26 protein-coding genes and 6 pseudogenes are annotated in these 24,811 nt (G+C 71.2%); 19 read left to right on the top strand and 13 right to left on the bottom strand.

The genetic code is table 11. The annotated features are described in order from the left end of the window. Window positions 1-14 precede the first annotated feature (14 nt). On the top strand, window positions 15-1,658 hold the full coding sequence (locus HJD23_RS30685; protein ID WP_171115718.1) for an alkaline phosphatase D family protein: 1,644 nt from the start codon (window positions 15-17) through the stop codon (window positions 1,656-1,658). Here HJD23_RS30685 and HJD23_RS30680 read toward each other — a convergent pair. Beyond that, window positions 1,645-2,681, bottom strand: a pseudogene (locus tag HJD23_RS30680) (Gfo/Idh/MocA family oxidoreductase). The gene HJD23_RS30685 and the pseudogene HJD23_RS30680 overlap by 14 nt on opposite strands. A 111-nt stretch (window positions 2,682-2,792) precedes the next feature. On the opposite strand from HJD23_RS30680, the gene HJD23_RS30675 reads away from it, so the two are divergent. After that, a complete protein-coding gene (locus HJD23_RS30675; RefSeq protein WP_171115722.1) occupies window positions 2,793-4,079 on the top strand; it encodes a multidrug effflux MFS transporter in 1,287 nt (428 codons plus the stop codon). Further along, window positions 4,037-5,206 (top strand): serine hydrolase domain-containing protein, encoded by a 1,170-nt coding sequence (locus HJD23_RS30670; protein ID WP_171115724.1) that lies wholly within the window; start codon window positions 4,037-4,039, stop codon window positions 5,204-5,206. The genes HJD23_RS30675 and HJD23_RS30670 overlap by 43 nt, the downstream gene beginning before the upstream one ends. Window positions 5,207-5,353: 147 nt before the next feature. On the opposite strand, the gene HJD23_RS30665 is transcribed toward HJD23_RS30670, so the two are convergent. After that, window positions 5,354-6,001 carry a response regulator transcription factor gene (locus tag HJD23_RS30665; protein WP_171115726.1) on the bottom strand — a complete coding sequence of 216 codons (648 nt, stop codon included), beginning with the start codon at window positions 5,999-6,001 and terminating at the stop codon, window positions 5,354-5,356. A gap of 2 nt (window positions 6,002-6,003) precedes the next feature. Beyond that, the gene (locus HJD23_RS30660) at window positions 6,004-7,200 is read right to left on the bottom strand and encodes a sensor histidine kinase (RefSeq protein ID WP_171115728.1); all 1,197 of its coding nucleotides are present in this window, start codon (window positions 7,198-7,200) and stop codon (window positions 6,004-6,006) included. A gap of 180 nt (window positions 7,201-7,380) precedes the next feature. Between HJD23_RS30660 and HJD23_RS30655 the strand changes: the two genes are divergently transcribed. The 7 genes from HJD23_RS30655 (at window position 7,381) to HJD23_RS30625 (ending at window position 11,782) form a co-directional block, all read left to right on the top strand. Next, window positions 7,381-7,896, top strand: a complete 516-nt coding sequence (locus HJD23_RS30655; protein ID WP_171115730.1) for a YceI family protein — start codon at window positions 7,381-7,383, stop codon at window positions 7,894-7,896. After that, window positions 7,893-8,822, top strand: a complete 930-nt coding sequence (locus HJD23_RS30650) for an ABC transporter ATP-binding protein (RefSeq protein ID WP_171118929.1) — start codon at window positions 7,893-7,895, stop codon at window positions 8,820-8,822. The genes HJD23_RS30655 and HJD23_RS30650 overlap by 4 nt, the downstream gene beginning before the upstream one ends. Further along, on the top strand, window positions 8,819-9,628 hold the full coding sequence (locus tag HJD23_RS30645) for an ABC transporter permease (protein WP_171115732.1): 810 nt from the start codon (window positions 8,819-8,821) through the stop codon (window positions 9,626-9,628). Before HJD23_RS30650 ends, HJD23_RS30645 begins: the two co-directional genes overlap by 4 nt. 128 nt (window positions 9,629-9,756) lie before the next feature. Continuing rightward, entirely contained in the window at window positions 9,757-10,224 is a 468-nt protein-coding gene (locus tag HJD23_RS30640; protein ID WP_171115734.1) for an Asp23/Gls24 family envelope stress response protein, read from the top strand. An 88-nt stretch (window positions 10,225-10,312) separates the two neighbouring features. After that, window positions 10,313-10,729 carry an Hsp20/alpha crystallin family protein gene (locus HJD23_RS30635; RefSeq protein WP_171115735.1) on the top strand — a complete coding sequence of 139 codons (417 nt, stop codon included), beginning with the start codon at window positions 10,313-10,315 and terminating at the stop codon, window positions 10,727-10,729. Between the two features lie 117 nt (window positions 10,730-10,846). Further along, a complete protein-coding gene (locus tag HJD23_RS30630) occupies window positions 10,847-11,224 on the top strand; it encodes a hypothetical protein (protein WP_171115738.1) in 378 nt (125 codons plus the stop codon). 153 nt (window positions 11,225-11,377) lie between these two features. Beyond that, on the top strand, window positions 11,378-11,782 hold the full coding sequence (locus tag HJD23_RS30625; RefSeq protein ID WP_171115740.1) for a J domain-containing protein: 405 nt from the start codon (window positions 11,378-11,380) through the stop codon (window positions 11,780-11,782). Between the two features lie 38 nt (window positions 11,783-11,820). Here HJD23_RS30625 and HJD23_RS30620 read toward each other — a convergent pair whose 3' ends face one another. After that, the gene (locus tag HJD23_RS30620; protein ID WP_171133952.1) at window positions 11,821-11,976 is read right to left on the bottom strand and encodes a hypothetical protein; all 156 of its coding nucleotides are present in this window, start codon (window positions 11,974-11,976) and stop codon (window positions 11,821-11,823) included. A 248-nt stretch (window positions 11,977-12,224) separates the two neighbouring features. On the opposite strand from HJD23_RS30620, the gene HJD23_RS30615 reads away from it, so the two are divergent. From HJD23_RS30615 to HJD23_RS30605, 3 genes are all read left to right on the top strand, one after another. Beyond that, the gene (locus HJD23_RS30615) at window positions 12,225-12,638 is read left to right on the top strand and encodes an SRPBCC family protein (RefSeq protein WP_171115741.1); all 414 of its coding nucleotides are present in this window, start codon (window positions 12,225-12,227) and stop codon (window positions 12,636-12,638) included. Window positions 12,639-12,657: 19 nt separating this feature from the next. Then, on the top strand, window positions 12,658-12,966 hold the full coding sequence (locus HJD23_RS30610; protein WP_171115743.1) for a hypothetical protein: 309 nt from the start codon (window positions 12,658-12,660) through the stop codon (window positions 12,964-12,966). Window positions 12,967-13,055: 89 nt separating this feature from the next. Continuing rightward, window positions 13,056-14,780, top strand: coding sequence for a RecQ family ATP-dependent DNA helicase (locus HJD23_RS30605; RefSeq protein WP_171115745.1), 1,725 nt, complete (start codon window positions 13,056-13,058; stop codon window positions 14,778-14,780). A 9-nt stretch (window positions 14,781-14,789) separates the two neighbouring features. Here HJD23_RS30605 and HJD23_RS45060 read toward each other — a convergent pair whose 3' ends face one another. From HJD23_RS45060 to HJD23_RS44250, 3 genes are all read right to left on the bottom strand, one after another. Continuing rightward, on the bottom strand, window positions 14,790-15,128 hold the full coding sequence (locus HJD23_RS45060) for a hypothetical protein (protein WP_180686635.1): 339 nt from the start codon (window positions 15,126-15,128) through the stop codon (window positions 14,790-14,792). 117 nt (window positions 15,129-15,245) lie between these two features. Next, window positions 15,246-16,139: an alpha/beta hydrolase gene (locus tag HJD23_RS30595; RefSeq protein WP_171115747.1), complete on the bottom strand. Its 894-nt coding sequence runs from the start codon at window positions 16,137-16,139 to the stop codon at window positions 15,246-15,248. Window positions 16,140-16,206: 67 nt separating this feature from the next. Next, entirely contained in the window at window positions 16,207-16,446 is a 240-nt protein-coding gene (locus HJD23_RS44250; RefSeq protein ID WP_232108008.1) for a hypothetical protein, read from the bottom strand. Between HJD23_RS44250 and HJD23_RS44245 the strand changes: the two are divergent. After that, window positions 16,369-16,629, top strand: a pseudogene (locus HJD23_RS44245) (p-hydroxycinnamoyl-CoA synthetase); the annotation flags it as partial. The gene HJD23_RS44250 and the pseudogene HJD23_RS44245 overlap by 78 nt on opposite strands. 171 nt (window positions 16,630-16,800) lie before the next feature. Here HJD23_RS44245 and HJD23_RS30585 read toward each other — a convergent pair. Both HJD23_RS30585 and HJD23_RS44240 read right to left on the bottom strand, forming a co-directional pair. After that, window positions 16,801-17,142 (bottom strand): hypothetical protein, encoded by a 342-nt coding sequence (locus tag HJD23_RS30585; RefSeq protein ID WP_240981003.1) that lies wholly within the window; start codon window positions 17,140-17,142, stop codon window positions 16,801-16,803. 12 nt (window positions 17,143-17,154) lie between these two features. Next, a pseudogene (locus HJD23_RS44240) lies at window positions 17,155-17,352 on the bottom strand (transcriptional regulator); the annotation flags it as partial. A gap of 427 nt (window positions 17,353-17,779) precedes the next feature. On the opposite strand from HJD23_RS44240, the pseudogene HJD23_RS30580 reads away from it, so the two are divergent. Beyond that, a pseudogene (locus HJD23_RS30580) lies at window positions 17,780-18,034 on the top strand (alpha/beta hydrolase fold domain-containing protein); the annotation flags it as partial. Between the two features lie 30 nt (window positions 18,035-18,064). Here HJD23_RS30580 and HJD23_RS30575 read toward each other — a convergent pair. After that, window positions 18,065-18,217 carry a hypothetical protein gene (locus HJD23_RS30575; RefSeq protein WP_171133956.1) on the bottom strand — a complete coding sequence of 51 codons (153 nt, stop codon included), beginning with the start codon at window positions 18,215-18,217 and terminating at the stop codon, window positions 18,065-18,067. Between the two features lie 20 nt (window positions 18,218-18,237). Continuing rightward, window positions 18,238-18,714, bottom strand: a complete 477-nt coding sequence (locus tag HJD23_RS30570) for a MarR family winged helix-turn-helix transcriptional regulator (protein WP_171115750.1) — start codon at window positions 18,712-18,714, stop codon at window positions 18,238-18,240. 225 nt (window positions 18,715-18,939) lie between these two features. Between HJD23_RS30570 and HJD23_RS30565 the strand changes: the two genes are divergently transcribed. The 4 genes and pseudogenes from HJD23_RS30565 to HJD23_RS30550 all read left to right on the top strand — a co-directional run. Then, window positions 18,940-20,064, top strand: a complete 1,125-nt coding sequence (locus HJD23_RS30565) for an amidohydrolase family protein (protein ID WP_232108001.1) — start codon at window positions 18,940-18,942, stop codon at window positions 20,062-20,064. 338 nt (window positions 20,065-20,402) lie between these two features. After that, a pseudogene (locus tag HJD23_RS30560) lies at window positions 20,403-21,170 on the top strand (IS256 family transposase); the annotation flags it as partial. Window positions 21,171-21,225: 55 nt separating this feature from the next. Next, window positions 21,226-23,310 (top strand): ISAzo13 family transposase, encoded by a 2,085-nt coding sequence (locus HJD23_RS30555; RefSeq protein ID WP_171116290.1) that lies wholly within the window; start codon window positions 21,226-21,228, stop codon window positions 23,308-23,310. 7 nt (window positions 23,311-23,317) lie between these two features. Further along, window positions 23,318-23,800: pseudogene (locus HJD23_RS30550) on the top strand (transposase); the annotation flags it as partial. 294 nt (window positions 23,801-24,094) lie between these two features. On the opposite strand, the gene HJD23_RS44235 reads toward HJD23_RS30550, so the two are convergent. Then, window positions 24,095-24,226, bottom strand: coding sequence for a MarR family transcriptional regulator (locus HJD23_RS44235; RefSeq protein ID WP_240980860.1), 132 nt, complete (start codon window positions 24,224-24,226; stop codon window positions 24,095-24,097). An 88-nt stretch (window positions 24,227-24,314) separates the two neighbouring features. Further along, entirely contained in the window at window positions 24,315-24,779 is a 465-nt protein-coding gene (locus tag HJD23_RS30540; protein WP_171111195.1) for a MarR family winged helix-turn-helix transcriptional regulator, read from the bottom strand. Window positions 24,780-24,811: the final 32 nt, after the last annotated feature.

Genomic DNA, 24,811 nt, shown 5'->3' with positions numbered 1-24,811 from the left:
CAGGGGAGAACCGGATGACACTCGCAGCACGCCCCCAGCCCCAGCACGCCCCCGAACTACGCGCCGCCGCCCGGCACATCGGCCGCCGCCGCTTCCTCACCGCCACCGGCGCGGCCGCCGCCCTCGCCTTCGCGGTCAACCTGCCCACCGCGGGCGTCGCCGGCGCCGCCGAACTCGACGCCGCGCGGATCACCGACGACCCCTTCACCCTCGGCGTCGCCTCCGGCGACCCGGGGCCCACCTCGGTCCTGCTGTGGAGCCGCCTCGCCCCGGCCCCCTACCAGCCGGACAGCGGCCTGCCGGCCGAGCGCGTCACCGTGCACTGGGAACTGGCCCGCGACGAGAACTTCCGCCGCCCCGTCCGACGCGGCACCGCCACCGCGCACCCCGAGTTCCACCACACCGTGCACGTCGAGGTGGGCCACCTGGAGCCCGGCCGCGTCTACCACTACCGCTTCCGCGTCGGCCGCTGGGTCAGCCCGGCCGGCCGCACCCGCACCGCGCCCGCCCCCTTCGACCGGGCCTCGGCGCTCACCCTCGCCGCCGTCTCCTGCCAGGCGTACCACGACGGCTACTTCACGGCGTACGGCCATCTCGCCCAGGACGACGTCGACGTGGTCTTCCACCTCGGGGACTACCTCTACGAGTACGCCGTCAACTCGGTGGGCGGCCACCGCAAGTACACCGACCGGACCCTGCCCGACCTGTTCAACCGCGAGACCGTGACGCTGGAGGACTACCGGCTGCGGTACGCCCTCTACAAGTCCGACCCCGACCTGCGCGCCGCGCACGCCGCGCACCCCTTCGTCGTCACCTGGGACGACCACGAGACCGAGAACAACTACGCCGACGACATCCCCGAGAACTCCGTCCCGCCGGAGGAGTTCCTGCTGCGCCGCGCCTCCGCCTACCGCGCCTACTGGGAGAACCAGCCGCTGCGCCGCCCGCAACGGCCCGAGGGCCCGGACATGCAGCTCTACCGGCGGCTGCACTGGGGCCGGCTCGCCCAGTTCGACGTGCTCGACACCCGGCAGTACCGCTCCAACCAGGCCTACGGCGACGGCGCCGACGTGCCCGGCCCCGAGGTCGACGACCCGACGCGCACCATGACCGGCGAGACACAGGAGCGCTGGCTGCTCGACGGGTGGCGGCGGTCCGAGGCGCTGTGGAACGTCGTACCGCAGCAGGTCGTCTTCTCGCAGCGCGAGTTCGACCTGACCGAGCCGTCGCGGGTGTCGATGGACGCCTGGGACGGCTACCGGCCCTCACGCCGCCGGGTGCTGGACGGCGCGCAGGCGGCCGGTATCGAGAACCTGATGGTGCTCACCGGTGATGTGCACGTCGGCTACGCCTTCGACATCAAGGACGACTTCGACGACCCGGCGTCACGGACGCTGGGCACCGAGATCGTCGCCACGTCGATCGCCAGCGGCCGGGACGGCTCGGACAGGCCCGCCAACTGGGACACGTACATGACCGCCAACCCGCACATGAAGTTCTACAACGGCCGGCGCGGCTATGTGACGGTCGCGCTGGACCGGCAGCAGGCCCGGGCCGACTTCAGGACGGTGCCGTACGTGACCACGCCCGGGGCGCCGGTCACGACGGCCGCGTCCTTCGTGACTCAGGTCGGGGAGCAGGGGCTCAGGCAGGTGTGAGTTCCGCCGTGGGGTCCGCCTCGGGGGCCTCGCCCGGGTAGCGGACGCCGATGCGGTCCCGGATCGCGTCGAGCGTCCGCATCACGGCGAGGGTGCCGTCGAGCGGGACCAGCGGGGACTCGGTCTCGCCGGCGCGCAGGGCGCGCATCACCTCGCGGGCCTCGTGCTTGAGGCTGTTGTGCGCGGCGCCGGCGGCCGAGTCGTGGACGAACTCCTCGGGGTCGCGGCCGTCGCGGTGCAGGACGAAACGGTCGGGGTGGAAGAAGCCGGACGGGATGTCGATCCGGCCGTGGCTGCCGGTGACGGAGGCCGCCACGGGCGTACCGCCGACGATGGAGCAGTGCACCGAGGCGAGGGCGCCGCTCTCCCAGGAGAGCAGCGCTCCCGTCTGGAGATCGACGCCCTCGTCCGAGAGCACCGCCCTCGCCACGATGTCCGACGGCTCCCCGAGCAGCAGCTGCGCGAACGACACCGGATACACCCCGAGGTCCAGCAGCGCACCCCCGCCCTGCTGCGGGTCCCGCAGCCGATGCGAGGGCGGAAGGGCCCGGACAGCCCGAAGTCCGCCTGCACACTGCGCACCTCACCGACCGCGCCGTCGTCCACCAGCGCCTTCAACCGCCGCATCAGCGGACTGCAGTACATCCACATCGCCTCCATCAGGAAGCGCCCCCGCTCGCGCGCCAGCGCGACCAGCTCCTCGGCCTCGCGCACATTCAGCGTGAACGGCTTCTCCAGCAGCACGTTCCGCCCCGCCGTCAGACACAGACCGGCGGCCGCCCGGTGCGCCGAGTGCGGAGTGGCGACGTACACCACATCCACGTCCTCGTCCCGCGCGAGCCCGTCCCAGTCGCCGTACGCCCGGGGAATCCCGAACCTCTCCGCGAACGCCTTCGCCGAGTCCGAGGACCGCGAGGCCACCGCCACCACCTCGGCGTCCGGCAGATCCACCAGATCCGCCGTGAACGCCGCCGCGATCCCGCCCGTCGCCAGGATCCCCCACCGCACGCTGTCCGCGCCCATGCCGCCCCGCCCTCGTTCTCGTTCGATCTCGTGCGTTCTCGTTCGATGTCATCAGGCACCGTGTTCGAACTGAGAGCATAGGGACCGCACTGCTCGCAGAGGGAGGGGCCCATGCCCGAAGGGGCACCGATACCGGACCTGTCACAGGCGGCCGCGGCGGACACGCGGCCGCCCGTTCGTGCGCAGCGCCGCGCCGGCCTGCTCGTCACGCTCGTCCTCGGCGGACTGACCGCGACCCCGCCGCTGGCCATGGACATGTACCTTCCGGCACTGCCGGAGGTCACCCGGTCGCTGCACGCGCCCGCGGCGACCGTGCAGCTCACGCTCACCGCCTGCCTGGCCGGCATGGCGTTCGGCCAGCTGGTGGTCGGCCCGATGAGCGACCGCTGGGGCCGCCGCCGCCCGCTGCTCGCCGGGCTCGCCGTGTACGTCGTCGCCACCGCGCTGTGCGCGCTGGCGCCCACCGTCGAGACGCTGGTCGCGTTCCGGCTGGTGCAGGGGCTCGCGGGCGCGGCCGGGATCGTGATCGCCCGGGCGGTCGTCCGCGACCTGTACGACGGCATGGCGATGGCCCGCTTCTTCTCCACCCTGATGCTGATCTCCGGCGTCGCGCCGATCGTGGCGCCGCTGATCGGCGGGCAGATCCTGCGGGTGACGGACTGGCGTGGCGTGTTCGTCGTGCTCACCGTGCTCGGGGTGCTGCTCGCGGGGGTCGTGTGGTTCCGCCTCCCGGAGACCCTCCCCGCGAAGGAGCGGCACAGCGGCGGCGTCGGCGAGGCCCTGGGCTCGATGCGCCGCTTGCTCGCCGACCTGCCCTTCACCGGCTACATGCTCGCGGGCGGCTTCGCCTTCGCCGCGCTGTTCGCGTACATCTCGGCGTCGCCCTTCGTCGTCCAGGAGATCTACGGGGCCTCCCCGCAGACGTTCAGCCTGCTGTTCGGCCTGAACTCGATCGGCCTCGTCGCCGCCGGGCAGATCAACGGCAAGGTGCTGGTCGGGCGGGTCCGCCTGGACCGGGTGCTGGCCGTCGGCCTGGGCATCGTCGTGCTGGCCGCGACCGCGCTGCTGCTGATGTCGCTGGGCGTGTTCGGCGAGGTCGGGCTCGCGCCCGTGGCCGCCGCGCTGTTCGTGCTGATGAGCGCGATGGGCATCACCCTGCCCAACACGCAGGCGCTGGCCCTGATGCGGGTGCGGCACGCGGCCGGGTCCGCGTCCGCCCTGCTCGGTACGTCGTCCTTCCTCATCGGCGCGATCGCCTCCCCGCTCGTCGGGATCGCCGGTGAGCACACCGCCGTCCCGATGGCCGTCGTCCAACTGGCCGCGGCGCTGGTGGCGACCGCCTGCTTCGTGGGAATGTGCCGTCCCTGGAACAGCCGTGCGGAGGGAGCGGAGAGCTGAGCGCACCGAGACTGCGCACCGGCACCCCGGAGCGCGCCGGCCTCGACCCCGGCGAAATCCGCCACCTGGTCCGCGAGGTACGGCAGCTGACGACCGGGGACCGCCCGTGGGCACCGGGCGTCGTCGTGGCCGCCGGGCGGGGGCCGGTGCTCGCGGTGCACGAGGCGGCCGGGTACGCGGTGCGGTACGCGGCCTACGACGCGGAGGCGGACGCGGGCGTGGAGCTGCCGGAGTCCGCACGCGTGCCGATGACCGTCGACACCCCCTTCGACCTGGCCTCGCTCACCAAACTCTTCACCGCCGTCGCCGCCATGCAGCAGATCGAACGCGGCACGCTCGGCATCGACGGGCAGGTCGGCGCGTACCTCCCCGACTTCCGGGCCGCCGCCCGCCACGGCACCACGGTGCGCGGGCTCCTCACGCACACCTCGGGCCTGCGCCCCGAGCTGCCGCTGTACGACTGCGCGACGGACGCGGACCGCCTGGCCCTGCTCCGCGCGGAGGCCCCGACCGGCCCGCCGGGCGCCTACCGCTACTCCGACCTCAACCTGCTCCTCCTCCAGTACGTCCTCGAACGCGTCACCGGCCGCCCCCTGGACGTCCTGATCCACGACGGCATCACCCGGCCCCTGGGCATGACGTCGACCCGCTTCGGCCCGTGCCCGGACGCGGCGGCGACGGAGGACCAGCGCCGCCCGTGGGCGAAGGCGGACCGGGGGATGCTGCGGGGCGAGGTCCACGACGAGAACGCGTGGGCGCTGGGCGGGGTGGCCGGTCACGCGGGCCTGTTCTCGACGGCCCGGGACCTGGCGGTGTTCTGCCGCGCGCTGCTGGCGGGGGGTGCGTACGGCCCGGCGCGCATCCTGGGCCCGGACTTCGTGGACCTGATGCTGACGCCACCCGGGCTGGGCTTCGCGCTGGACCAGCGGTGGTTCATGGGGGCGCTGGCGGGGCGGGGAGCGGCGGGCCATACGGGCTTCACGGGAACGTCCCTGGTCGTGGACCGGGCGACGGACACGTTCCTGGTGCTGCTGGGGAACACGGTCCACCCCCGACGCCGGACCCCGGACAGCCGACCGCGGGCACGGGCGGGGTCGCGGGTGGCGTGGGCGGTGCGGGGGGTGTGAGCGCAGGACGTGGCGACTCCGCTGCCCCATCGCGGGTTCTCGCCGGGGCTGTCGGACACCGGAATCGACGATGGACGGCGGCTGGATGCTCCCGGCGGCCCTCGGCATGGCGGTGGCCGGTACGGCGGTGGTCGTGGGGATGCCGCGTCAGTCCACAATCCCCGCGTCATGGGCCAGCAGCCCCGCCTGGGTGCGGTTGACGCAGCCCAGTTTGTCCAGCATGCGGGAGACATGGCCCTTGATCGTGGCCTCCGACAGATGAAGGCGGGCCGCGATCCGGGCGTTGGACAGGCCCTCGCCCAGGCCCGCCAGGACCTGCGTCTCGCGTTCGGTGAGGGAGGCGACCAGTTCGCGGGCGCGGTCGCGGGCCGACAGGCTGTCCGTGGAGGCGGCGATCAGACGGCGGGCGGCGGAGGGCGAGAGGACCGTGTGGCCCTGCGCGGCCGTGCGGACCAGGCCGATCAGGTCCTCCGGCGGGGTGGACTTGACCAGGAAGCCGGTCGCGCCGGCCCGCAGGGCGCGCAGCACGTACTGGTCGGCGTCGAAGGTCGTCAGCACGACGATGTTCGGCGGGTCCGGAAGCTCGTTGATGTGCCCGATCGCGGTGAGGCCGTCCATGCCGGGCATCCGCAGGTCCATCAGCACGACGTCCGGGCCGCTGCGGCGGACCGCCTCGATGCCCGCCGCGCCGTCGTGCGCCTCGTCGACGACCTCGATGTCCGGGGCGGAGCCGAGGATGGTGCGCAGGAAGACGCACACCAGGGGCTCGTCGTCGACCACCACTACTCGGGCCACGCTCACACCGCCGATTCCGCGGTCGGGACGTACGAGGGCAGCGTCGCCTCGACGCCGAACCCGCCGTCGGGACGGGGTCCGGCACGCAACGTACCGTGCAGCAGCTCGATGCGCTGCCGCAGATGGGCGATGCCCAGACCGGAGCCGGTGCCGGTGAGGGCGCGGCTGGGTTCGCCGGTGGGCGGCGTGTTGTGGACGGTGAGCCGCACCTGCGTGTCGTGGTACTCCACCCGCACGGTCACCTCGGCGCCGGGCGCGTGCTTGCGCACGTTGGTCAACGCCTCCCGCAGCACCCGGTAGGCGGTGCGGCCGACCATTGGGGAGGCGAGCGCCGGGTCGCCCGACTCGATCAGCTCGGTCCGTACACCCACCGCGATCGACTCGGCGACCAGGTCGGGGAAGCCCGCCACCGACGGCGTCCGGTCGCCCTCGGGCGCGGTGCGCAGGATGCCGACCAGGTCGCGCAGTTCGTCCAGCGCCTGGCAGCCCGCGGCGCGCAGCTCCTCCGCCGCCTGCCGGGTCGACTCGTCCTGCGCGGTCACCCGCAGCGCCCCGGCCTGCAGCACCATCAGGCTCACCCGGTGGGTGACCACGTCGTGCATCTCGGCGGCGAGCCGGGCGCGTTCCTCGGCGCGGGCCCGCTCGGCCAGCAGATGGCGTTCCCGCTCGGCCCGCTCGGCGCGTTCGACCAGCGCCAGGACCATGCGCCGGCGGGCGTCGAAGTACAGCGCGAGCAGCGGCCCGAGCGCGGTGCGCAGCAGCCCGATCGTCATGACGGTGACGGACGGCTCCCAAGGCCGCATCACGACGAACGTCAGGGCGGCGAGGGCGACGTACGCCGTCCTGCGGTTCCGTCGGTAGAAGAGCGGACCGTAGGCGGCCACCACCGTCGAGTAGGGCGCCCACACGTTGCCGTCGTTGGCCGGTGTCAGCGCGCCGGCCGGGGCGATCAGCAGCGTCACCGCCAGCGTGAACACGCCGAGTACGGCGACGACGGTGAGCGGGGCGGCCCGGCGGACCGCGAGCGAGGCGCAGGCGAGCGCCTGCACCCCCAGCACGACCCAGGCGAGCGTGTCCGGGCGGTCCGGCCACCAACTGGCCCCGGCCAGCGTCGCGCCCGTGTCGAGCAGCACGAAGGCGACCGCGATCGCCACGTCCACGGCCACCCAGTGCCGTCGGTGCCAGGGTCCGTCAGCCATGCCGCTCACGGTAGGACAATCCACCGCGGCTCCCTCCCCGCGCCCGGAACAGAGCAAACGTCCTTCCCCCGGGGACCCTACGAAAGTCGCGTGCGGGCCCCGTACGACCCGCCGTTCGTCGCTCCCGGGACCGACCGCTCGCCCTACCGAGCACCAAGTCCGCCGCCGTGTAATGGCGTTATGGACGCGACAGGCAACGACGTCATCTCGATTCCCCGGCTCGGTCGGTACACGATCGACACCGGCCGTTCGTCCCTGACCTTCGGCACCAGGCACCGCTTCGGCCTGCTGCCGGTGCGCGGCACCTTCGCGGTCCGCGGCGGCACGATCGACGTCGCCGAGCCGCTCGCCGAGTCGAGCGTGCGGGCCGAGATCGATGCGACGGGCTTCCGCACCGGCAACGACCAGCGGGACACCGCCGTACGGTCGGAGCGGTTCCTCGACGCCGAGCGCCACCCCGTGATCACGTTCGTCTCCGACCACGTGGACCCGGCCGTCATCTCCGGGCAGCTCACCGTGCGCGCGGTGACGAGGCCCGTACGGCTGTCGGTCGTACGCTCCGAGGTCCTCGGCGGCTCCTTCACCGTGCGCGCCACCACCTCGGTCGATCGCACCGAGTTCGGGATCACCAGGTCCGGGCTACTGGCCCGACGCCACGTCGACCTGACGCTGGACGTCATGTGCGTGCGCATCTGACGCCCGCGGTTGTGGTCGAGGACCTGAGCAAGAGCTACGGCGAGGTACACGCCGTGCGCGGGGTGAGCTTCACCGTCGAGCACGGCGAGATCTTCGCGCTGCTGGGCCGCAACGGCGCCGGGAAGAGCACCACCATGGAGATCCTCGAAGGGTTCCGCGCCCGCGACGCCGGCCGGGTGGACGTGCTCGGCATCGACCCGGGCGAGAGGTCCACCGGGCGGGCGCTGCGGGAGCGGATCGGGCTGGTGCTGCAGGACATCGCGGTGGAGCCGTACCTCACGGTCCGCGAGACGATCGCCCGCAACGCCGGCTACTACCCGGACCCGCGGGACATCGACGAGGTGATCGGCCTGGTCGACCTCACCGGGCTGGAGCGGAAGAAGGTCCGCAGCCTCTCCGGCGGTCAGAAGCGGCGCCTGGACCTGGCGCTCGGCGTGATCGGCAACCCGAGCGTGCTGTTCCTGGACGAGCCGACGACCGGTTTCGACCCGAACGCCCGCCGGGGCGCCTGGCAGTTGGTCCGGGACCTGCGGGACGCCGGGGTGACCGTTCTGCTCACCACGCACTACATGGAGGAGGCGCAGGAACTGGCCGACCGGGTCGCGGTGATCGCCGACGGGCGGATCGTCGCCGAGGGCACGCCCACGACCCTCGGTGGCCGTGACACCGCGCGAACCAGGATCCGCTTCGCGCTGCCGCCCGGCTGCACGCCCGCCGATCTGCCGGTGGTCGCCACGGCGGCCGAGGACGGCCTGGTCACCGTGGAGTCCGCGGAGCCGACCGGGACGCTGCACCAGCTGACCGACTGGGCGCTGCGCCGCACCGGCGTGCTCGCCGGGCTGACCGTCGACCGGCCCAGCCTGGAGGACGTCTACCTGCGCCTGACCGACCACAGTGACGGCGCGCCGCAGGGGAGCACGCGGTGAGCGTCGCCGTCCGGAGCAGCACGGCCCGGCAGGGGGCGCGGCGCCGTCCGATCGCCCTGTTGTGGCATCAGGTCCGCTACGAGCAGCTGACGTTCTGGCGCAATCCGCAGAGCGCGTTCTTCACGTTCGTCTTCCCGGTCGTGGTGGTCGCGATCTTCGGCGGGCTGTTCGGCGGCATCGGCGAGAGCGAGTTCTACTACGGCCGCTCGGCCCTGCAGTACTACGTGTCCACCATCGCCGCGCTGTCCGTCCTGGGCTCCTGCTACAGCCAGTTGGCGATCGTGCTGGCGACCCGGCGGCAGAACGGCATCCTCAAACGGGTCCGCGCCACCCCGCTGCCGGCGGGCGTGTACTTCGTCGGGCTGCTGGCCCACTGCGTCCTGGTGAGCGTGGTCGACGTCCTGCTGATCTGCGCGGTCGGCCGACTGTACGGCGTCTCGCTGCCCGTCTCCTCGCAGTGGCCGGCGATCGTGCTGGTGCTCGTGCTGGGCGCGGCCGCGTTCTGCACGCTGGGGGTCGCGGTGGCCTCGCTGATCCGCAACGCGGAGGCCGCGCCGTCCGTCGTGCAGTTCGTGCTGTTCCCGCTGGTGTTCATCTCCGGCACGTATCTGCCGATCCACTCCGGGCTGCTGAACGCCATCGCCGACGTGCTGCCGGTGAAGCCGTTCAACGACGCCCTGCTCGCGGCGTTCACCACGGCCGACGCGGGCCTGCCCTGGCGGGACTTCCTGGTGCTGCTGCTGTGGGGTGCGGCCGGGGCGGTGGTGGCGGTGCGGCGGTTCCGGTGGGACCCGCGGCCGGAGTGACCTGACACCGCGCCAGGCCAGCGGTGGCGGGCTCGGTAGGGGCGGGGCAGGCTGGAAGAGAGGCATGAGCGGCGCGACGGGCCTCCTGTACGCCGGGGGTCTGCGCGCCCGGAGGAGGCGGGTTGGACATGACGGAGACGACCGGTGCGGCGGTACGCGCCACCGAACCCGGCGCGAGCGCGCGCGGAGGCGAGGGCGGGCCCGGAGGCCGTGGCAGGACCACCATCGCGGACGACGTCGTGGCGAAGATCGCCGGGATGGCCGCGCGTGAGGTGCCGGGCATCCACGCCCTGGGTGGTGGCCTCGCCCGCACCATGGGCGCGATGCGCGAAAGGGTTCCCGGCCGGCGGGCCGGCGTCACCACCGGCGTCAAGGTCGAGGTCGGTGAACGGCAGAGCGCCGTCGATCTCGATGTCGTCGTGGAGTACGGGGTGGCCATCCCCGACCTCGCCGCCGACGTGCGCGAGAACGTCATCGGGGCGGTCGAGCGGATGACCGGACTGGAGGTCGTCGAGGTCAACATCGCGGTTGACGACGTCCACCTCCCCGACGAAGAGGAGGAGGGGGAGGAGACGGTGGAGGGGCGGGTCCGGTAGCCGCCCACGCTGGGTCATATACCCCATTTGGGGGTATATGACATGCGAAGGTGCAGTGCGACAGACGGTGCTGGAGAGGAGAGTGACCATGGTGCTGATGCGTACTGACCCCTTCCGCGAACTGGACCGGCTCGCCCAGCAGATGTTCGGCACGATGGCCCGGCCTGCCGCGATGCCGATCGACGCGTACGAGCACGAGGGCGCGTTCTGGATCCACTTCGACCTGCCGGGCATCGACCCCGACAGCATCGACGTGAACGTCGAGCAGAACGTGCTGACGGTGCGGGCGGAACGCACCGCCCCGAAGGATGTGGAGATGGTGGTCGCCGAGCGGCCCAGCGGCGTCTTCAGCCGCCAGCTGTTCCTCGGCGACACCCTGGACACCGACAGGATCGAGGCCGGCTACGACGCGGGTGTGCTGACGGTGAAGGTGCCGATGGTCGAGAAGGCCCAGGCCCGCAAGATCGAGGTCGCCCGCGGTGAGCAGAAGGAGATCACCGGCTGACCGCTGCGGAGGGAGGGGTCCGGGCCGGGCCCCTCCCTTCGGCAGGCCGCGGCGAAGCGGATTGATTGAAGGACGACATAGGGCGACGTAGGGCGACGTGGGACGACGTGGGACGACATGGCGCGGCTGAGGGCGGACGGCGAGCGTCTGGTGGTCCGGCTGGCGTGGTGGGAGAAGGCGGCGTTGCGCCGCCGGAACGTACGGGTCGCGTTGTCCGCGGTGGAGCGGGTGACCGTACAGCCGGACTGGTGGCGACTGCTGCGCGGGACCCGGGGCCGGTGCCTGGTGGTGCCCGGCCGTCTCAGCCTGGGGACGTGGCGGCACGGCGAGGGTGAGGACTTCCTGGCCCTGCGCCCCGAGGACCCGGCGGTCGTCTGCGTGGACCTGCGACCCCCGGCGCCGTTCACGCGGATCGCGGTCAGTTCCCGGCATGCCGCGGAGACGGCGTCCGAGCTGGAGTCGGCACTCGGTCGGCGGGACGGGATCAGTCACTGACGTCGGTGCGGATCAGTCACCGACGTCGGCGCTGCATGACGGCGACCTGCCCCCGGCAGCCCGCCCTTGACAAGCCGCGGGCTCCCTCTCTATCCACGATGTCAGGGAGCGTTTCTCCATGCCCGCAGGTGACGGGCCGGGGAGGTGATCCGGATGGCAGAGCCCGCGCGCGACCACTACGCGGTTCTCGGCGTGGAGCCGACCGCCTCGGCCCGGCAGATCACCTCCGCCTTCCGCAGGCTCGTCCGCGCGCTGCACCCCGACACCAACCCGGACCGGACCACGGCGGACGGCCGGCTCACCGAGGTCATGGACGCCTACGGCACCCTCCACGACCCGGCCCTCAGGGCGGCGTACGACGCACATCGCACCCGCCGCACGCCGCTAGAACCGCAGAAACCGCAAGGCCGCCCCATCCCCGTGCGGGTCACGAGAACGACGGCGCCCCGGACATCCGACCTGCGGGCCAGTCCGCCGTACGCCGCGCAGCGCGTCCACCGGACCCCGGAGCCGTCCACGATCTGGGACCTGCTGTGGCAGTGGACGAATCGGTGGTGAGGAGAAAGGGCGGCGGGAGGCCGGGGCGGCCGACGCCGTCATCCGGCGTCGGCCGCCCCGGCCCCCGGGTCCTCGTCCAGCACGAAGACCTTGGTCCAGGTGGCACCGCACCGGCAGTACGTCTCCTCGGTCAGCGCCCCGTCCTCCGTGACGCCGAGACCGAGCCGCAGCCGGACATGAACGTGCTCGCTCATCGCGGGAACCATCCCCTCTCCCATCAGGTCCCGTCAGGTCGTGCGCCTCATGGAAGCGAGGGAGGGGACAGGTGAACCACCCGCATTCGCATATCGGACGACACCATCACGTACGGTCCCCGATCCGTCGCGTCCGGTCACCGCGAACGGCGGCGTGACCGATTCAGGATCCGAGCGGCTGGGTACCCGGCTCGGGGTCGCGTTCCGCCGTACGACACGGAGCCGAGGAAGCCGAGGACGGTACCGCCATGACCGAGTACGAGCGTTCCCGCACGATGCCCGCCCAGCCCGAGCAGGTCTTCGACGAGGCCGCGAATGTCGGCCGGCTGGAGACCTGGCTGCCGGAGGCGCTGCATGTGGAGTCCGTGGATCTGCCCGCCGTCACCGTGCACGAGGACCGTACGGACGAGGACACCGCCGCCCTGCTGCGCGCTCAGCGCGACCAGATGCGGCTCGAATGGGGCACCCGCGAGCAGGGCAGCTATGCGGGCTGGCTCCAGGTCGCCGGAATCGGCGCCGGAGCCAGTGAGGTGACGGTCCACCTCTCGTTCTTCGACGACAGCCACGACCCGGGCGAGGAGGCCGTGCGCGACGCCCTGGACACCAGCCTGCGGCGCCTTGAGGAGCAGGTGCGGCTGCGGGTCGAGCACGCGGCGGGCTGACCGGCGGCCACGAAGCGCCATGGCACGCGCCAAGTCGTACGCCGTCGCCGCCTCCGGGCAGTGGACCGACGAGGAGGAGGGGCGCCGCCGACTGCCCGCGGGCGAGGTGCACGCCTGGGAGCCGGGCCTGAACCAGACCGTCTGCGGGCTGTCCCTGAGCCGCTCCCACCTGGTCCGCTTCCCGCACGTCAGCTGGCCGGACACCTTCCCGGAATCCGGCGGCGCCGCCGACGAGGTGCGGCGGCAGTGCCCACGGTGCGCCTCCGTCGCCGGACGCCGCGACAGTGCCGCACGCCCGGGGTGGCGCCGTATCAACCCTCGCCCTTGAGCCGGGGTGCCGGCGTATCAGCCCGCGCACGTGAGCCGGAAGGCCGTCCACACCGGGAGACGGACGTGGAACGCGGGTAGTCGGACCTCATGGCGAGTGACCCCGGCGTTCCGGACCGTCTGCGGCGGACCGCCGCCGACGTGTTCGGCTGGCGGGAGCTGCGGCCGGGACAGCTGACCGCGATGGAAGCGGTCATGGCGGGCCGCGACACGCTGGTGGTCATGCCGACCGGCGCGGGAAAGTCGGCGGTGTACCAGGTGGCGGGGCTGTCGCTGCCCGGACCGACCGTGGTGGTCTCCCCGCTCATCGCCCTGCAACGGGACCAGATCGCCGGCCTGCTGAGCCACCGCGCCCCCGACGCCGTCGCGGTCAACTCCGCGCAGCCGGCCGGGAAGACGGCGGCCGCCTGGGATGCGGTGCGGCACGGCGACGCCGCGTATCTGTTCCTCTCCCCCGAGCAGCTGACGAAGGGCGAGGTGGTCGAGCGCCTCGCCCGCGCCGGGCCCTCGCTGTTCGTCGTGGACGAGGCGCAGTGCGTGGTCGCCTGGGGCCACGACTTCCGTCCCGACTACCTGCGCCTGGCCCAGGCGGTCCAGCGGGTGGGCAGGCCCACGGTCCTGGCCCTGACGGCCACGGCCGCGCCCCCGGTGCGCGAGGAGATCGTACGGCGGCTGGGCATGGCGGACCCCGCACTGGTCGTGGCCGGTTTCGACCGCCCGAACATCGCCTTGGAGGTACGCCGCTTCCAGGACGACGCGGACAAGCGCCGGGCGGTGGTGGAACGAGCCGCGACGGAGCCCAAGCCGGGCATCGTGTACGCCGCCACCCGCAGGGACACCGAGGAGTACGCGGCCGCGCTGGCCGGGCTGGGCCTGTCGGCGGCGGCCTACCACGCCGGACTGGCCGCGGGTGAGCGCTCCCGGGTGCACGACGCCTTCCTGTCCGGCGCGGCCGACGTGGTGGTCGCCACCTCGGCCTTCGGCATGGGCATCGACAAGGAGGACGTACGGTTCGTGCTGCACGCTTCCGTGCCCGGCTCCCTCGACGCCTACTACCAGGAGATCGGCCGTGCGGGCCGCGACGGCGCCCCCGCGGTGGCGGTCCTCCACTACCGGCCGGAGGACAGCGGCCTGCAACGTCTCTTCGCCACGCGCGCACCCGACGGGGAGACCCTCGGCGAGGTCGCGCAACAGATCCACGACCACACCGGCCCCGTCGCCCTGGACGACGTCGGTGAGCGCACGAACCTCTCCCATCGGCGTGTGACGGCCGCGGCCAACCTCCTGGAGCAGGCGGGAGCGGTGCGCACCGACGCCGCCGGGGAGGTGCGCGCCGTCCCCGGCGTGACGGCCGAGGAGGCCACCGCGCAGGCGACCGAGGCGGCGGACGTCCGCCGGAGGCTGGAGCGGTCGAGGCTGGAGATGGTGCTGGCGTACGCCGAGACGACGGGCTGCCGCCGCCGCTTCCTGCTCGGCTACTTCGGCGAGCCGTACGAGGCCCCCTGCGGCACCTGCGACGTCTGCCGCGACGACCGCTCCCCCACCTCGGCCGACGGCACGGTCGTCGAGGGAGCGGACGACACGGGCGAGCCCCCGCCGCCCCATCCGTCCGCCGCGTCCTACCCCGCGGGCACGCCGGTACGGCACAGCGAGTGGGGCGACGGCACGGTGATGAGCGAGGAGGGCGACCGGATCACTGTCCTGTTCGACGCGATGGGGTACCGGACGCTGTCCCTGGCCGCGCTCGCCGACAACAGAGTGCTGACCGTGCGCACGGGGAACGCCGACCGGTCGACTGATCCTCATCACCTGTGACCCCCGAGATCATCGATGAATCGGCCCCGTGCCCTGGGCCATCATGCGGGGGCGGGAGGCGTGGACGTGGATCAGGAGGGTGAGCGGTTCGGGGCAGCCGTCGCCGTTGCCGCCGACCGTGACGCGGGCGGTGCGGCCCGCTCGCAGCAGGGCCCGGGCTTCGTCCGCCACGAGCCGGTCCGCCGGCCTGCGGTGGCCGTCGATGATCAGCTCGCCGTCCTGCTCGTAGGCGTTGAAGAAGTGGGTGTTGGCCCAGTGGCCGGCGCGGCCGGCACACTGCCCCGAGCTGCACCCTGGACGACCGGACCGAGCTGGAGGAATGCCTGCTGCGACGGCCGCTGCCCGCACCGGTGAAGGCTTCCCGTCACCGGTCGCGCCGCTCCTGACCGGCGGGTCGCCAGCGATGGACGGCTGATCCGTCATCGTCGACCCTGAGCCTGACGCCACGCCGGCACGCCGGCAGTGTCAGCCGCTGAGTGCGCTGTGCAGGGTGGTGGCCATCAGATCGATGGCTTCTTTCCCTGCAGGCACCGGACCGGTGTGGGTGAAGTAGTGGTCGACGCCCTCGAAGACGCGGTGGGTCACTGGGACGCCGGCGACGTCCAGGGCCTTGGCGTAGGCGTCGCCCTCGTCGCGCAGGCGGTCGTTCTCCGCGGTGATGACCAGAGCGGGCGGCAGTCCGGCGAGGTCGTCGGCCAGGGCGGGCGAGACGAGGGGATGCGCGCGGTCGGCCGGGTCCGGGACGTAGGCGTCGGTGAAGATCCGCATGAGCTGAGGGCTGAGCAGCGGCTTGGCGATGAGGGACTGCTTGGTGGCGGGGTCGGCGAGCTGGTCGAGCGGTGCGGAGTCGATGATCTGGAGGCGGGGCGAGAAGGTGCCGCGGTCCCGGGCCAGGCGGCAGACCGCTGCGGTCAGGTTGGCTCCGGCGCTGTGTCCGCCCACGGCGAGTCGGGAACCGTCCCAGTCGTGGGCGGGGCCGTTCTCGGCGACCCACGCGGTGACGTCGTAGGCCTGGGTGACAGGTACGGGGAACTGCCTCTGCGGGGCGACGGCGTAGTCCACGTTGATCACAACGCAACCGGCCGTGGCGGCTATGTAGCGGCAGATGTGGTCGTCCTGCTCCGGGCGGCCGACCACGAAACCGCCACCGTGGAAGTTGACGTACACGGGGGCGAGGGATCCGGCCGTGGCCTGCGGGCGGTAGACGGTGCAGTTCACCGGGCCTGCGCCGGTATCGACCCGGAGGGATTCGGTGCGCTTGGGGATGTCGGTGAAGCGCAGGTCCTTGTGCACGCGGGCCATCATGCCGCCGAGCAGCAGCTGGACCCCTCTGGCCTTGACGCTTGAGCTGAATGACATGACGTCGGCCGCTCCTATAATCTTCAATTAACAGGTTTCCTGATAGTGGATGACCGCGCGGTGCGTGTCAACGGAGCAGCGACTTGCCGATGATCTCCTTCATGATCTCGGTGGTGCCCGCGAACAGGGTGCCGGCGCGGGTGTGGACGAAGTCCGGTGGCCGTCGGACGGCCGGCGACCAGTTCGGCTGAAGGGCAACGGCCGCGACAAAACTGCCATCGGCGAGCCCCGCCCCGACCTCTCCCCCGTCGGCCCCGGAGAGCCCGGCGAGATCCTGGTCAGCGGCCCCAACGTCATGGCCGGACACTGGGGACTCCCCAAAGAGACAGCCGCCGCTCTCATGAACGGCTGGCACCGCAGCGGGGACGTGGCCCGCCTCGACGGCGACGGCGACGGCGACGGCGTCGACCGCAAGGAGGACCTGATCATCTCCGGCGGCGAGAACGTCCACCCGGCCGAGGTCGAGGACCAGCTCCTCGACAGCCCCGACAACCTGCGCGCGGCACGCAGACGAGTCGGGCTGTACGCCGGGGGAGAATCACCACATCGCTATGACCTGCACAAACATGCAGAGATTGCGCTTCCGTGGCAACTTTGATGGCTACGTAACAAGGCGTCACCGTCCAGAGCGGCCTGGACGGGGACGTCGTCGCTCCTGAGGTCAGACGGTCCGCTCGATGCATTCGAAGATGTCCGCGTCCGTCTCCCGCTGCCAGGTCGGCAGGTCCGTCCAGTCGGCGACGTATCCGGGCTTCGGGTCCTCGAAAATCCGGTACATCTGGGCGGTCCAGCAGATCGCGACGAAGTGTCCCTTCTGCTCGCGGGTGAGCCGAGCCGCATGCCCCCCCCCGCTGACCTCGATGAAGTCGCGTACCTGTCCGCACACGGCGGCGGCCGCCTCGCGCTCCCACTCGGGCGTCTCGTCCCACGGCGTGATGTAGCCGGGCTTCGGTTCGCCGGGATAGTGCTTGTGCACACCGGCGATCCACGCCTCGCGGAAGATCCGAAATTCGGGGTCCCGCCGGTACGCCCCGAGGGCGGCGAGGTCGCTCAGAACGGCGGCGCGGCGACGCAGCGACAAGGGCTGGCCAAGTGCCGCGGTGAGCGCCTCCTCCGCAAGGTCGGGACGGCCCAGTTGGAGGTAGCAGGCCCCTCGTTCCTCGGCGAGACGCGAGCCGTCGAAGCGGAGCCAGCCGCCGTTGTGGGAGTGCCCGCCGTCGGCGCCGACACCCCGAACACCTCACCGCCCGCGACACCCTCGTCGGCGCCTGGGCCGCCTTCGCCGCCACCGGCGACCCGGGGTGGCCGCCGTACGCCCCGGAAGCCGCGGGCAACTCCCGGGCCATCGGCGGCTCCCCGGCCGATGCCGACCGGATGATCACCGAACCCCCGGCCGACGACGTCACCGCGCTCTGGCCCACCCGGCCGTCCTGACGCGCCCGGGAGCGAAGCGGCGGCCGGCTTTACGGCCGGCCGGCTTTACGGAAACGCCGTGAGAGCCCTGACGCGGTATGTCACGTATGGCGCGGAATGCTGTCTGCAGTCCCGAAGATCGCGCGAGCGAGAGGCATCCGAGGAGCAGGGCACCATGTCCTACGCCTTCGATGCCGCGCTGGCCCATGTTGTCCCGATGATCAACGATCTGCCGTTCACCGACATCGCCGCCGCCCGCGCGGTTCGGACTGCCGACCCCCTTCCCGACCGGACTGGAGGACTCCTACGTCGCGCTGCTCTGGACGGCCGGACACTCAGCGGAGCTGGGCATCGACCCGGCACGGCTGGCCGTCGGCGGCGACAGCGCCGTCGGCGGCGTCGCCACGGCCGTGGCCCTGCCGGCCCGGGACCGCGGCGGCCCGACGCTCTGCTTCCAGTACCTGGGGATTCCGATGCTGGACGACCGGCTGGAGACACCGTCGATGCGGGCTTCACCGACACCCAGTGTGGAACCGCCCCACCTCCGAGATCTGCTGGAGCCACTGATCCAATCCGCGGCGGGCGGACAGCCGCAGGCCGCGTTTGCTGAGCCGACGACGCAGGTGGTCGTAGTCGTCGCCCTTGTCGGCGTGGAACTCGGCCACTGTCCCGGGAGCAAACAGCGTTATCGGGTGGAAAGGTCGGGGGGGTCCGCTACCGCCGATTCCGGAGATCCCCATGGTTCCTCCAGTGCGGCCCGGAGCGCGGTGACGGTATCCGCGCCGACGCGCTCGGCGAGCGTGGCTTCGAGCCCGGCCAGGATCTGCATCGTCTCCTCGCGGCGCCGGACGCCGGCCGTCGTGAGGAGTACGCGCTTCGACCGGGCGGAGTGCGGATCGCTCTCCACGGTCACCACGTCCAGGGCGACAAGTTCATGGACCCACTGGTGCGCAGTCGGGGCGCTGACGCCCAGACGTCGAGCCAGCTCGGCGATGCTCACTCCCTCTGACGGGAGCTGACTGAGCAGGGTCACGTGTGCCGCGCTGATGGTCGCCCCGTCTCCCTCGGCCTCGAACGCGGTGGTCAGGGCGGCTCGGAACCAGTTGTGTGCGCGCCACAGCAGCCGGATGAGCGGCTCGGATTCAGGCGGGGAGGAGGCCATGGGGTTCTGCTTTCACGGTGAGGCGGTCGGTCCGGCGCGGTCTGCCGATCGTAGGCCGGTCAGACCTGGCGCCCAACACCACCGGGAGCTTCCGAGATCCGCATTCATTAGGTAGCCTACGATTAGGTTGCCTACGATTAGGTTTCTTAATTGTGAGCTCAAATCGATCCCGCCCCTCCGACCCATGCCCCTCGATTCCCGTCAAACCGATGGAAAGGCAGGACGATGACGACAGGATCGTCTGCATCCCCCCTCGCCGCGCACACCTCGCGGCGGCGTCTGCTGGCCGCCGCGGCCGGCGCCACCGCCGGCACAGCAGCCCTCGCGGCCCCGCCCGCCGCCGCCCAGGCCGCCACCTCCACCTCGGCCGGGACCGCCGCCGGCCGCCCGGGGCGCGGCATGAAGGTGATCGCGGTCGAAGAGGCGTTCTCCGTTCCGGAGCTGATCCCGTGGCCCGGCGAAGCCAGGATGCCTCCCGGCTGGGGGGAAGAGTGGGGGCGCCGGCTCGCCGACTTCACGGAGCTGCGGCTGGCGGACATGGACGAGCACGGGGTGGACATGCAGATCCTGTCGCTCACCTCACCCGGCGTGGAGGCCATCGAGGACCCCTCGGAGGCCGTGGCCACGGCCCGCCAGGTCAACGACCACCTGGCCGACGTGGTCGCCGCCCACCCGACACGGTTCGCCGGCTTCGCCACCCTGCCGTTGCAGGACCCGCAGGCCGCCGTGGCCGAACTGCGCCGGGCGGTGGAGCAACTCGGCCTCAAGGGAGTCCTGCACAACGACCACGTTCAGGGCCACTACCTCGACGAGCCGCAGTTCCGGCCGGTGTGGGCCGAGCTTGAACGGCTCGGCGTGACGCTCTACATCCATCCCGCGCTCTTCCCCGCCGATCAGTGGCGGGTGTTCCAGGGGTACCCCGTGCTGAGCGGGCCGTCCTGGGGATGGACAGCGCAGGTCGGCGCCCACGCACTGCGCCTGATCTACGGCGGAGTGTTCGACGAGTTCCCTCGGGCCTCGGTGACGCTGGGGCACATGGGAGAACTGCTGCCTTTCCAGCTGGCCCGGCTCGACAGCCGCTACCACCAGGCCGACCCCAGGAGCAGGCCACGACACCTGCCCTCCCACTACCTGCGGCACAACCTCTACGCGACCACCAGCGGCGTCTTCTCCCACGCGGCCCTCCTCGGAGCCGTCCACGCCATCGGCGCCGACCGGTTGCTGTTCGCCGTCGACTACCCCTACGAATCGACGGCCGAGGCAGTCGAGTTCCTCCGCACAGCGCCGTTCTCCCGCGCCGACCTCACGCGCATCGCACACCGCAACGCGGCACACCTGCTGAACCTCTGACCAAGACAGCAGCAGGTGGGGAATGCGGCTGGGCCGACGTCCCAGCACCGCGAGCACCGGCACCGGATGCTCGGCCCTGAGCCAGAGGCAAGGCACCGGCCACCGTCAGGACGCGGACGGCGAACCGCGAGCGCCAGGGCACGCGCATCACCCGCGCCGTGCCGTCCCGGCGGACGGGGGCGGGCCCATGGGATGGCGTCCCGCTTCGTGGTGTAGCCGATCAACGTTGGGGCGTACGCCCCGGGGCGTGTGTCGATAGGGATTCCGCTCCCTGCCCGGCAGGCGGGCCACCATGCAACTCTCCCTGGTAAACGGCCAGTTCAACCAGGAGGTGCATGATGGCCCTGTCCCAGCATGACTTACTTCGGCTGCTGGAGTCACTGCGTTCGGCGGACGGACTCGAACTCGTCCGTTTCGTGGCCGAGCGGATGCTGCAGGAGCTGATCGAGGCCGAGGCGACGTCGAGGATCGGTGCGGAGTGGAACGAGCACACCGAGACACGCACCGCGCTGCGCAAGGGGCACCGCGACAAGACGCTGACTACGCAGGCCGGTGACCTGGACCTGGCCATACCCAAGCTGCGCTCGGGCAGCTTCTTCCCGAGCCTGCTGGAGCGTCGCCGCCGCATCGACCAGGCTCTGTTCGCCGTCATCATGGAGGCGTACGTGCACGGAGTGTCCACCCGTTCGGTCGACGACCTGGTCAAGGCGCTGGGTGCGGACAGCGGGATCTCCAAGAGCGAGGTCTCACGGATCTGCGCGGACCTGGACACCCAGCTGACCGCGTTCCGCGGCCGGCCCCTGGACCACACCCGCTTCCCCTACGTCTACCTCGATGCGACCTACTGCAAGGCACGGGTCGCGCACCAGATCGTCTCGCGGGCCGTGGTGATCGCCACCGGCATCACCGAGGACGGCGGCCGCGAGGTGCTGGGAGTGATGGTCGGCGACAGCGAGACCGAGGTGTTCTGGACCCAGTTCCTGCGTCACCTGCGCGAACGCGGTCTGGGCGGTGTCCGACTCGTACTGGGCGATCACCACTCGGGCCTGGTCAAGGCGATCCGCAAGGTCATGATCGGCGCGGCCTACCAGCGCTGCCGGGTTCATTGAAGCCGTAAAGAATCAACCCGTTGCTTTCATAGGACAAGATCGTTGCTCTGGTATGAGCTTCGCCGCCGACGTTCTGGATCAGCTTGCGCTGCGGTTCCAGGTCGTCTTGCCGCATCTGAACGAGCGTCAGCGGCGTCTGATGCTGGCCCAGGAGGCTCGACTGCTCGGACACGGTGGGGTACGGGCCGTTGCGCGGGTGGCCGGGGTGAGCGAGAGCACGGTCCGTAACGGCGTGTTCGAGCTGGAGGCCGGTGGGGATCCGCTACCGGACGGCGCCGTCCGACGTCCCGGGGGCGGCCGCAAGCCCGCCGAGGAACAAGATCCTTCCCTGGTTCCTGCGTTGCTGAAGCTGGTGGAGCCGGACGAGCGGGGTGATCCGATGTCGCCGCTGCGCTGGACCACCAAGTCCCTGCGCAACCTCGCAGAGGAGCTGACCCGGCAGGGTCACCCGGTCTCCGCTCCGACCGTCGGGCGGCTTCTGAAAGTGCAGGGCTTCAGCCTGCAGGCCAGCGCCAAGACGCTGGAGGGCAAGCAGCACCCCGACCGGGACGCGCAGTTCCGCTATATCAACGAGCAGGTCAAGGAGCACCAGTCCAGCGGCCAGCCGGTGATCAGCATCGATGCCAAGAAGAAGGAGCAGCTGGGCCAGCTGCCGAACCCCGGGCGGCAATGGCGCCCTGCCGGCGATCCGGTGCAGGTGGAGGACCACAGCTTCTACTTCATCGGCCCCGACGTCGACGTGGCGATACCCTTCGGCATCTACGATCTGGCCCACGACAGCGGCTGGGTGAACGTCGGCACCGATCACGACACCTCGGTGTTCGCCGTCGAGTCGATCCGCCGCTGGTGGCGGGCCCGCGGGCGGATGGACCACCCGGATGCCGACAGACTGTTGATCACCGCGGACTGCGGAGGCTCCAACAGCTACCGCTACCGGCTATGGAAGGCCGAACTCGCCGCGTTCGCCGCCCAGATGGGTCTCACGGTGACCGTCTGCCACTTTCCGCCGGGCACCTCGAAATGGAACAAGGTCGAGCATCGGCTGTTCTCCCACATCACCATGAACTGGCGTGGCAGGCCCCTGACCAGCCACGAAGTCGTGGTCAACAGCATCGCCGCGACCCGCACCCGCACCGGCCTGCGCGTTCACGCCGAGCTGGACACCGGGACCTACCCGGTGGGAATCTCCGTCAGCCGCGAGCACCTGCGCTCACTCCCGATCACACCCCATGACCAGCACGGATCCTGGAACTACACGATCACCCCGGCTGGCGCCGCCAGCAACTGCGCGGTCAACACGAGCGATCGGGACCAGAGCAGGTTGCGGGTCCTGGCGATGCTCGCCGACCCGCGCCTGAGCGGCATGACCTCATCAGAGCTGGAGGCACTATGCGCCCGGCTGGCCCCTGCGCAAGCCGCCCAGGCCGAACAGCGCAAATTCCAGCAGCGCGGCGGCCGCCGTCTGAAGGCCCCCGGAGCACACGGCAGGCCCCTGCTCTCGAACGCCGACCGCATCCTGGTCACCGTGATCTATCTGCGCCGTGTCTGCTCCCAGAAGGTTCTGGTCGACCTGCTCGCCATCAACCCGGTCACGATCGGCCAGGTCATCGGCGAGACCCGCACACTCATAGACGCGCAGAAGATCACCGTCTCGCAGACCGCACACTACTTCTCCTCCGCCCAGGAACTACGCGACTGGGCAGAAGGTGGTGCGACCACCAGCCGAATGGATCTCTCACAGACCCTGTCCCACCCCGCACTCACCGGCATGCCCCGCCCGGACTTCCAGGCGCTGATCGACCGGATCACCGTGCCCTACCAGGCCACGATCGAACAACGTCGGCATCGCAAACGCGGCGGCGGCCGGCGCCCAGGAACCCGTGGCGGCGTCTTCCGTCAAAAGATCACTGACGCTGACCGGATCCTGGCGACGGTCCTTTCCCAGCGAAACCTATGTGACCAGCAGACCCTGGCCGACTTGTTCGGTGTCAGCCGCGGCACCATCCGCAACGCCATCGAGGATGTCCGTCCCCTCCTCGAACAGGACCCGTACATCCCAACGCTCGCCGAACGACGTTTCACCACGGCCGCCGACGTACTCGCATCCGTCACAAGAGACAGCGAAACACCATGTTGAATCCTTACGGCTTCATTTCCTGCGCAATGTCTTCGGCGTGATCCCCAAGGACGCCGCGGAAATGGTCGCCGCGACGATCCGCACCATCTTCGCCCAGCCCGACCAGGACGCCGTCCGCAACCAGCTCGACACGGTCGCCGACATGCTGGGCGCACAGTTTCCCCAGGTCAAGCAGATGCTCCTGGACGCCAAGGACGACCTCACCGCCTTCGCGGCCTTCCCGGAACGGCACTGGAAGAAGATTCAGTCCACGAACCCGCTGGAGCGGATCAACCGCGAGATCAAACGCCGCGTCGATGTCGTCCAGGTCTTCCCCAACGACGACGCTCTCCTCCGACTGGTCACCGCCGTGCTCTTCGAGATGCACGACGAGTGGATCGCCTTCCCCCGCCGCTACCTACCCGAAGGCAGCATGGACCAGATCTACCCCACCGAAGCCGGCGAAAGCGCCCCCGCACTCCCCAACACCACCAACACGACCGACGATTGATCGCCTACACCACGTCAAGGGACACGACCGCCCATGGTCTCTGCGATGACGGCGAAGGGCGATTGTCTTTCGGTCCGGACGACCGGCTTCAGGTGGCCATGCGGTTACGGCGCCCATCCTGCGCTGAGGGCATGCGCGTCCGCGCGGAACTTCACTCGTTGGCGTCGCGGAGCGTGCGCGGGATGCGCTCCAGGTGGCGGCGGTCCTCGGACGAGAGCGGTCCGGTGACGTGGCTGCGGAGATGGCGGACATGGGCGGTCAGGGCGCGGTCGAGCGCCTCGGCGCCCTGGTCGGTCAGCGCGGCGAGTGCGGCCCGCCGGTCGGCGGGTTGGGATCGCGGCGGATCAACCCCTCCTTCGCCATGCGGTCGGCGAGCCGCGTGAAGCCGCCCGAGCTGAAGGACACGGCCTCCGCCAGGTCCGTCATGCGCAGCCGGTGCCCGGGCGTGCGGCCCAGCCGCAGCAGCACCTCGAACCAGGTCGCAATATCCGCCCCTACTGATACGCGGCGAGGGTCACCGTGGCTCGTTGTCCAGTTGTTCCAGGATGCGGTTGGAGAGCCGTGCGAAGGTGGCGAGTTCGTCCGGGCTGAGGGCGTCGATGACCAGGCGGCGGACCGTGGCTACGTGGTGGGGTGCGGCGGCCTCGATGGTTTCGCGGCCGGTCGGTGTGATGGCGACGAAGACACCGCGTCCGTCCTCGGCGCATTCTTCCCGGGCCACCAGGCCGCGTTTGGTCATCCTGGCGATCTGGTGGGACAGGCGGCTCTGTTCCCACTCGATGGTGCTGGCGAGGTCCTGGAATCGTTGCCGACCGTCGGGGGTGTCGGTGAGGGCGACGAGGATCTGGAAGTCGGCGCCGGACAGCTTGTGCGCCTTCAGGTCACGCTCCAGCGTGGCCCAGAGCTTCTGGTGCAGGCGGATGAAGGCACGCCAGGCGTGCTGCTCGGCGGGGCTCAGCCACGCGGGTGTGTCGTTCATACGCAACGAGTTTACCTGGACACTTGACACGT

The sequence above is a fragment of the Streptomyces sp. Z423-1 genome (genome assembly GCF_013009255.1).
In the GTDB taxonomy this organism is placed as follows: domain Bacteria; phylum Actinomycetota; class Actinomycetes; order Streptomycetales; family Streptomycetaceae; genus Streptomyces; species Streptomyces gossypiisoli.
This window is presented reverse-complemented; position numbering and strand designations above follow the sequence as displayed.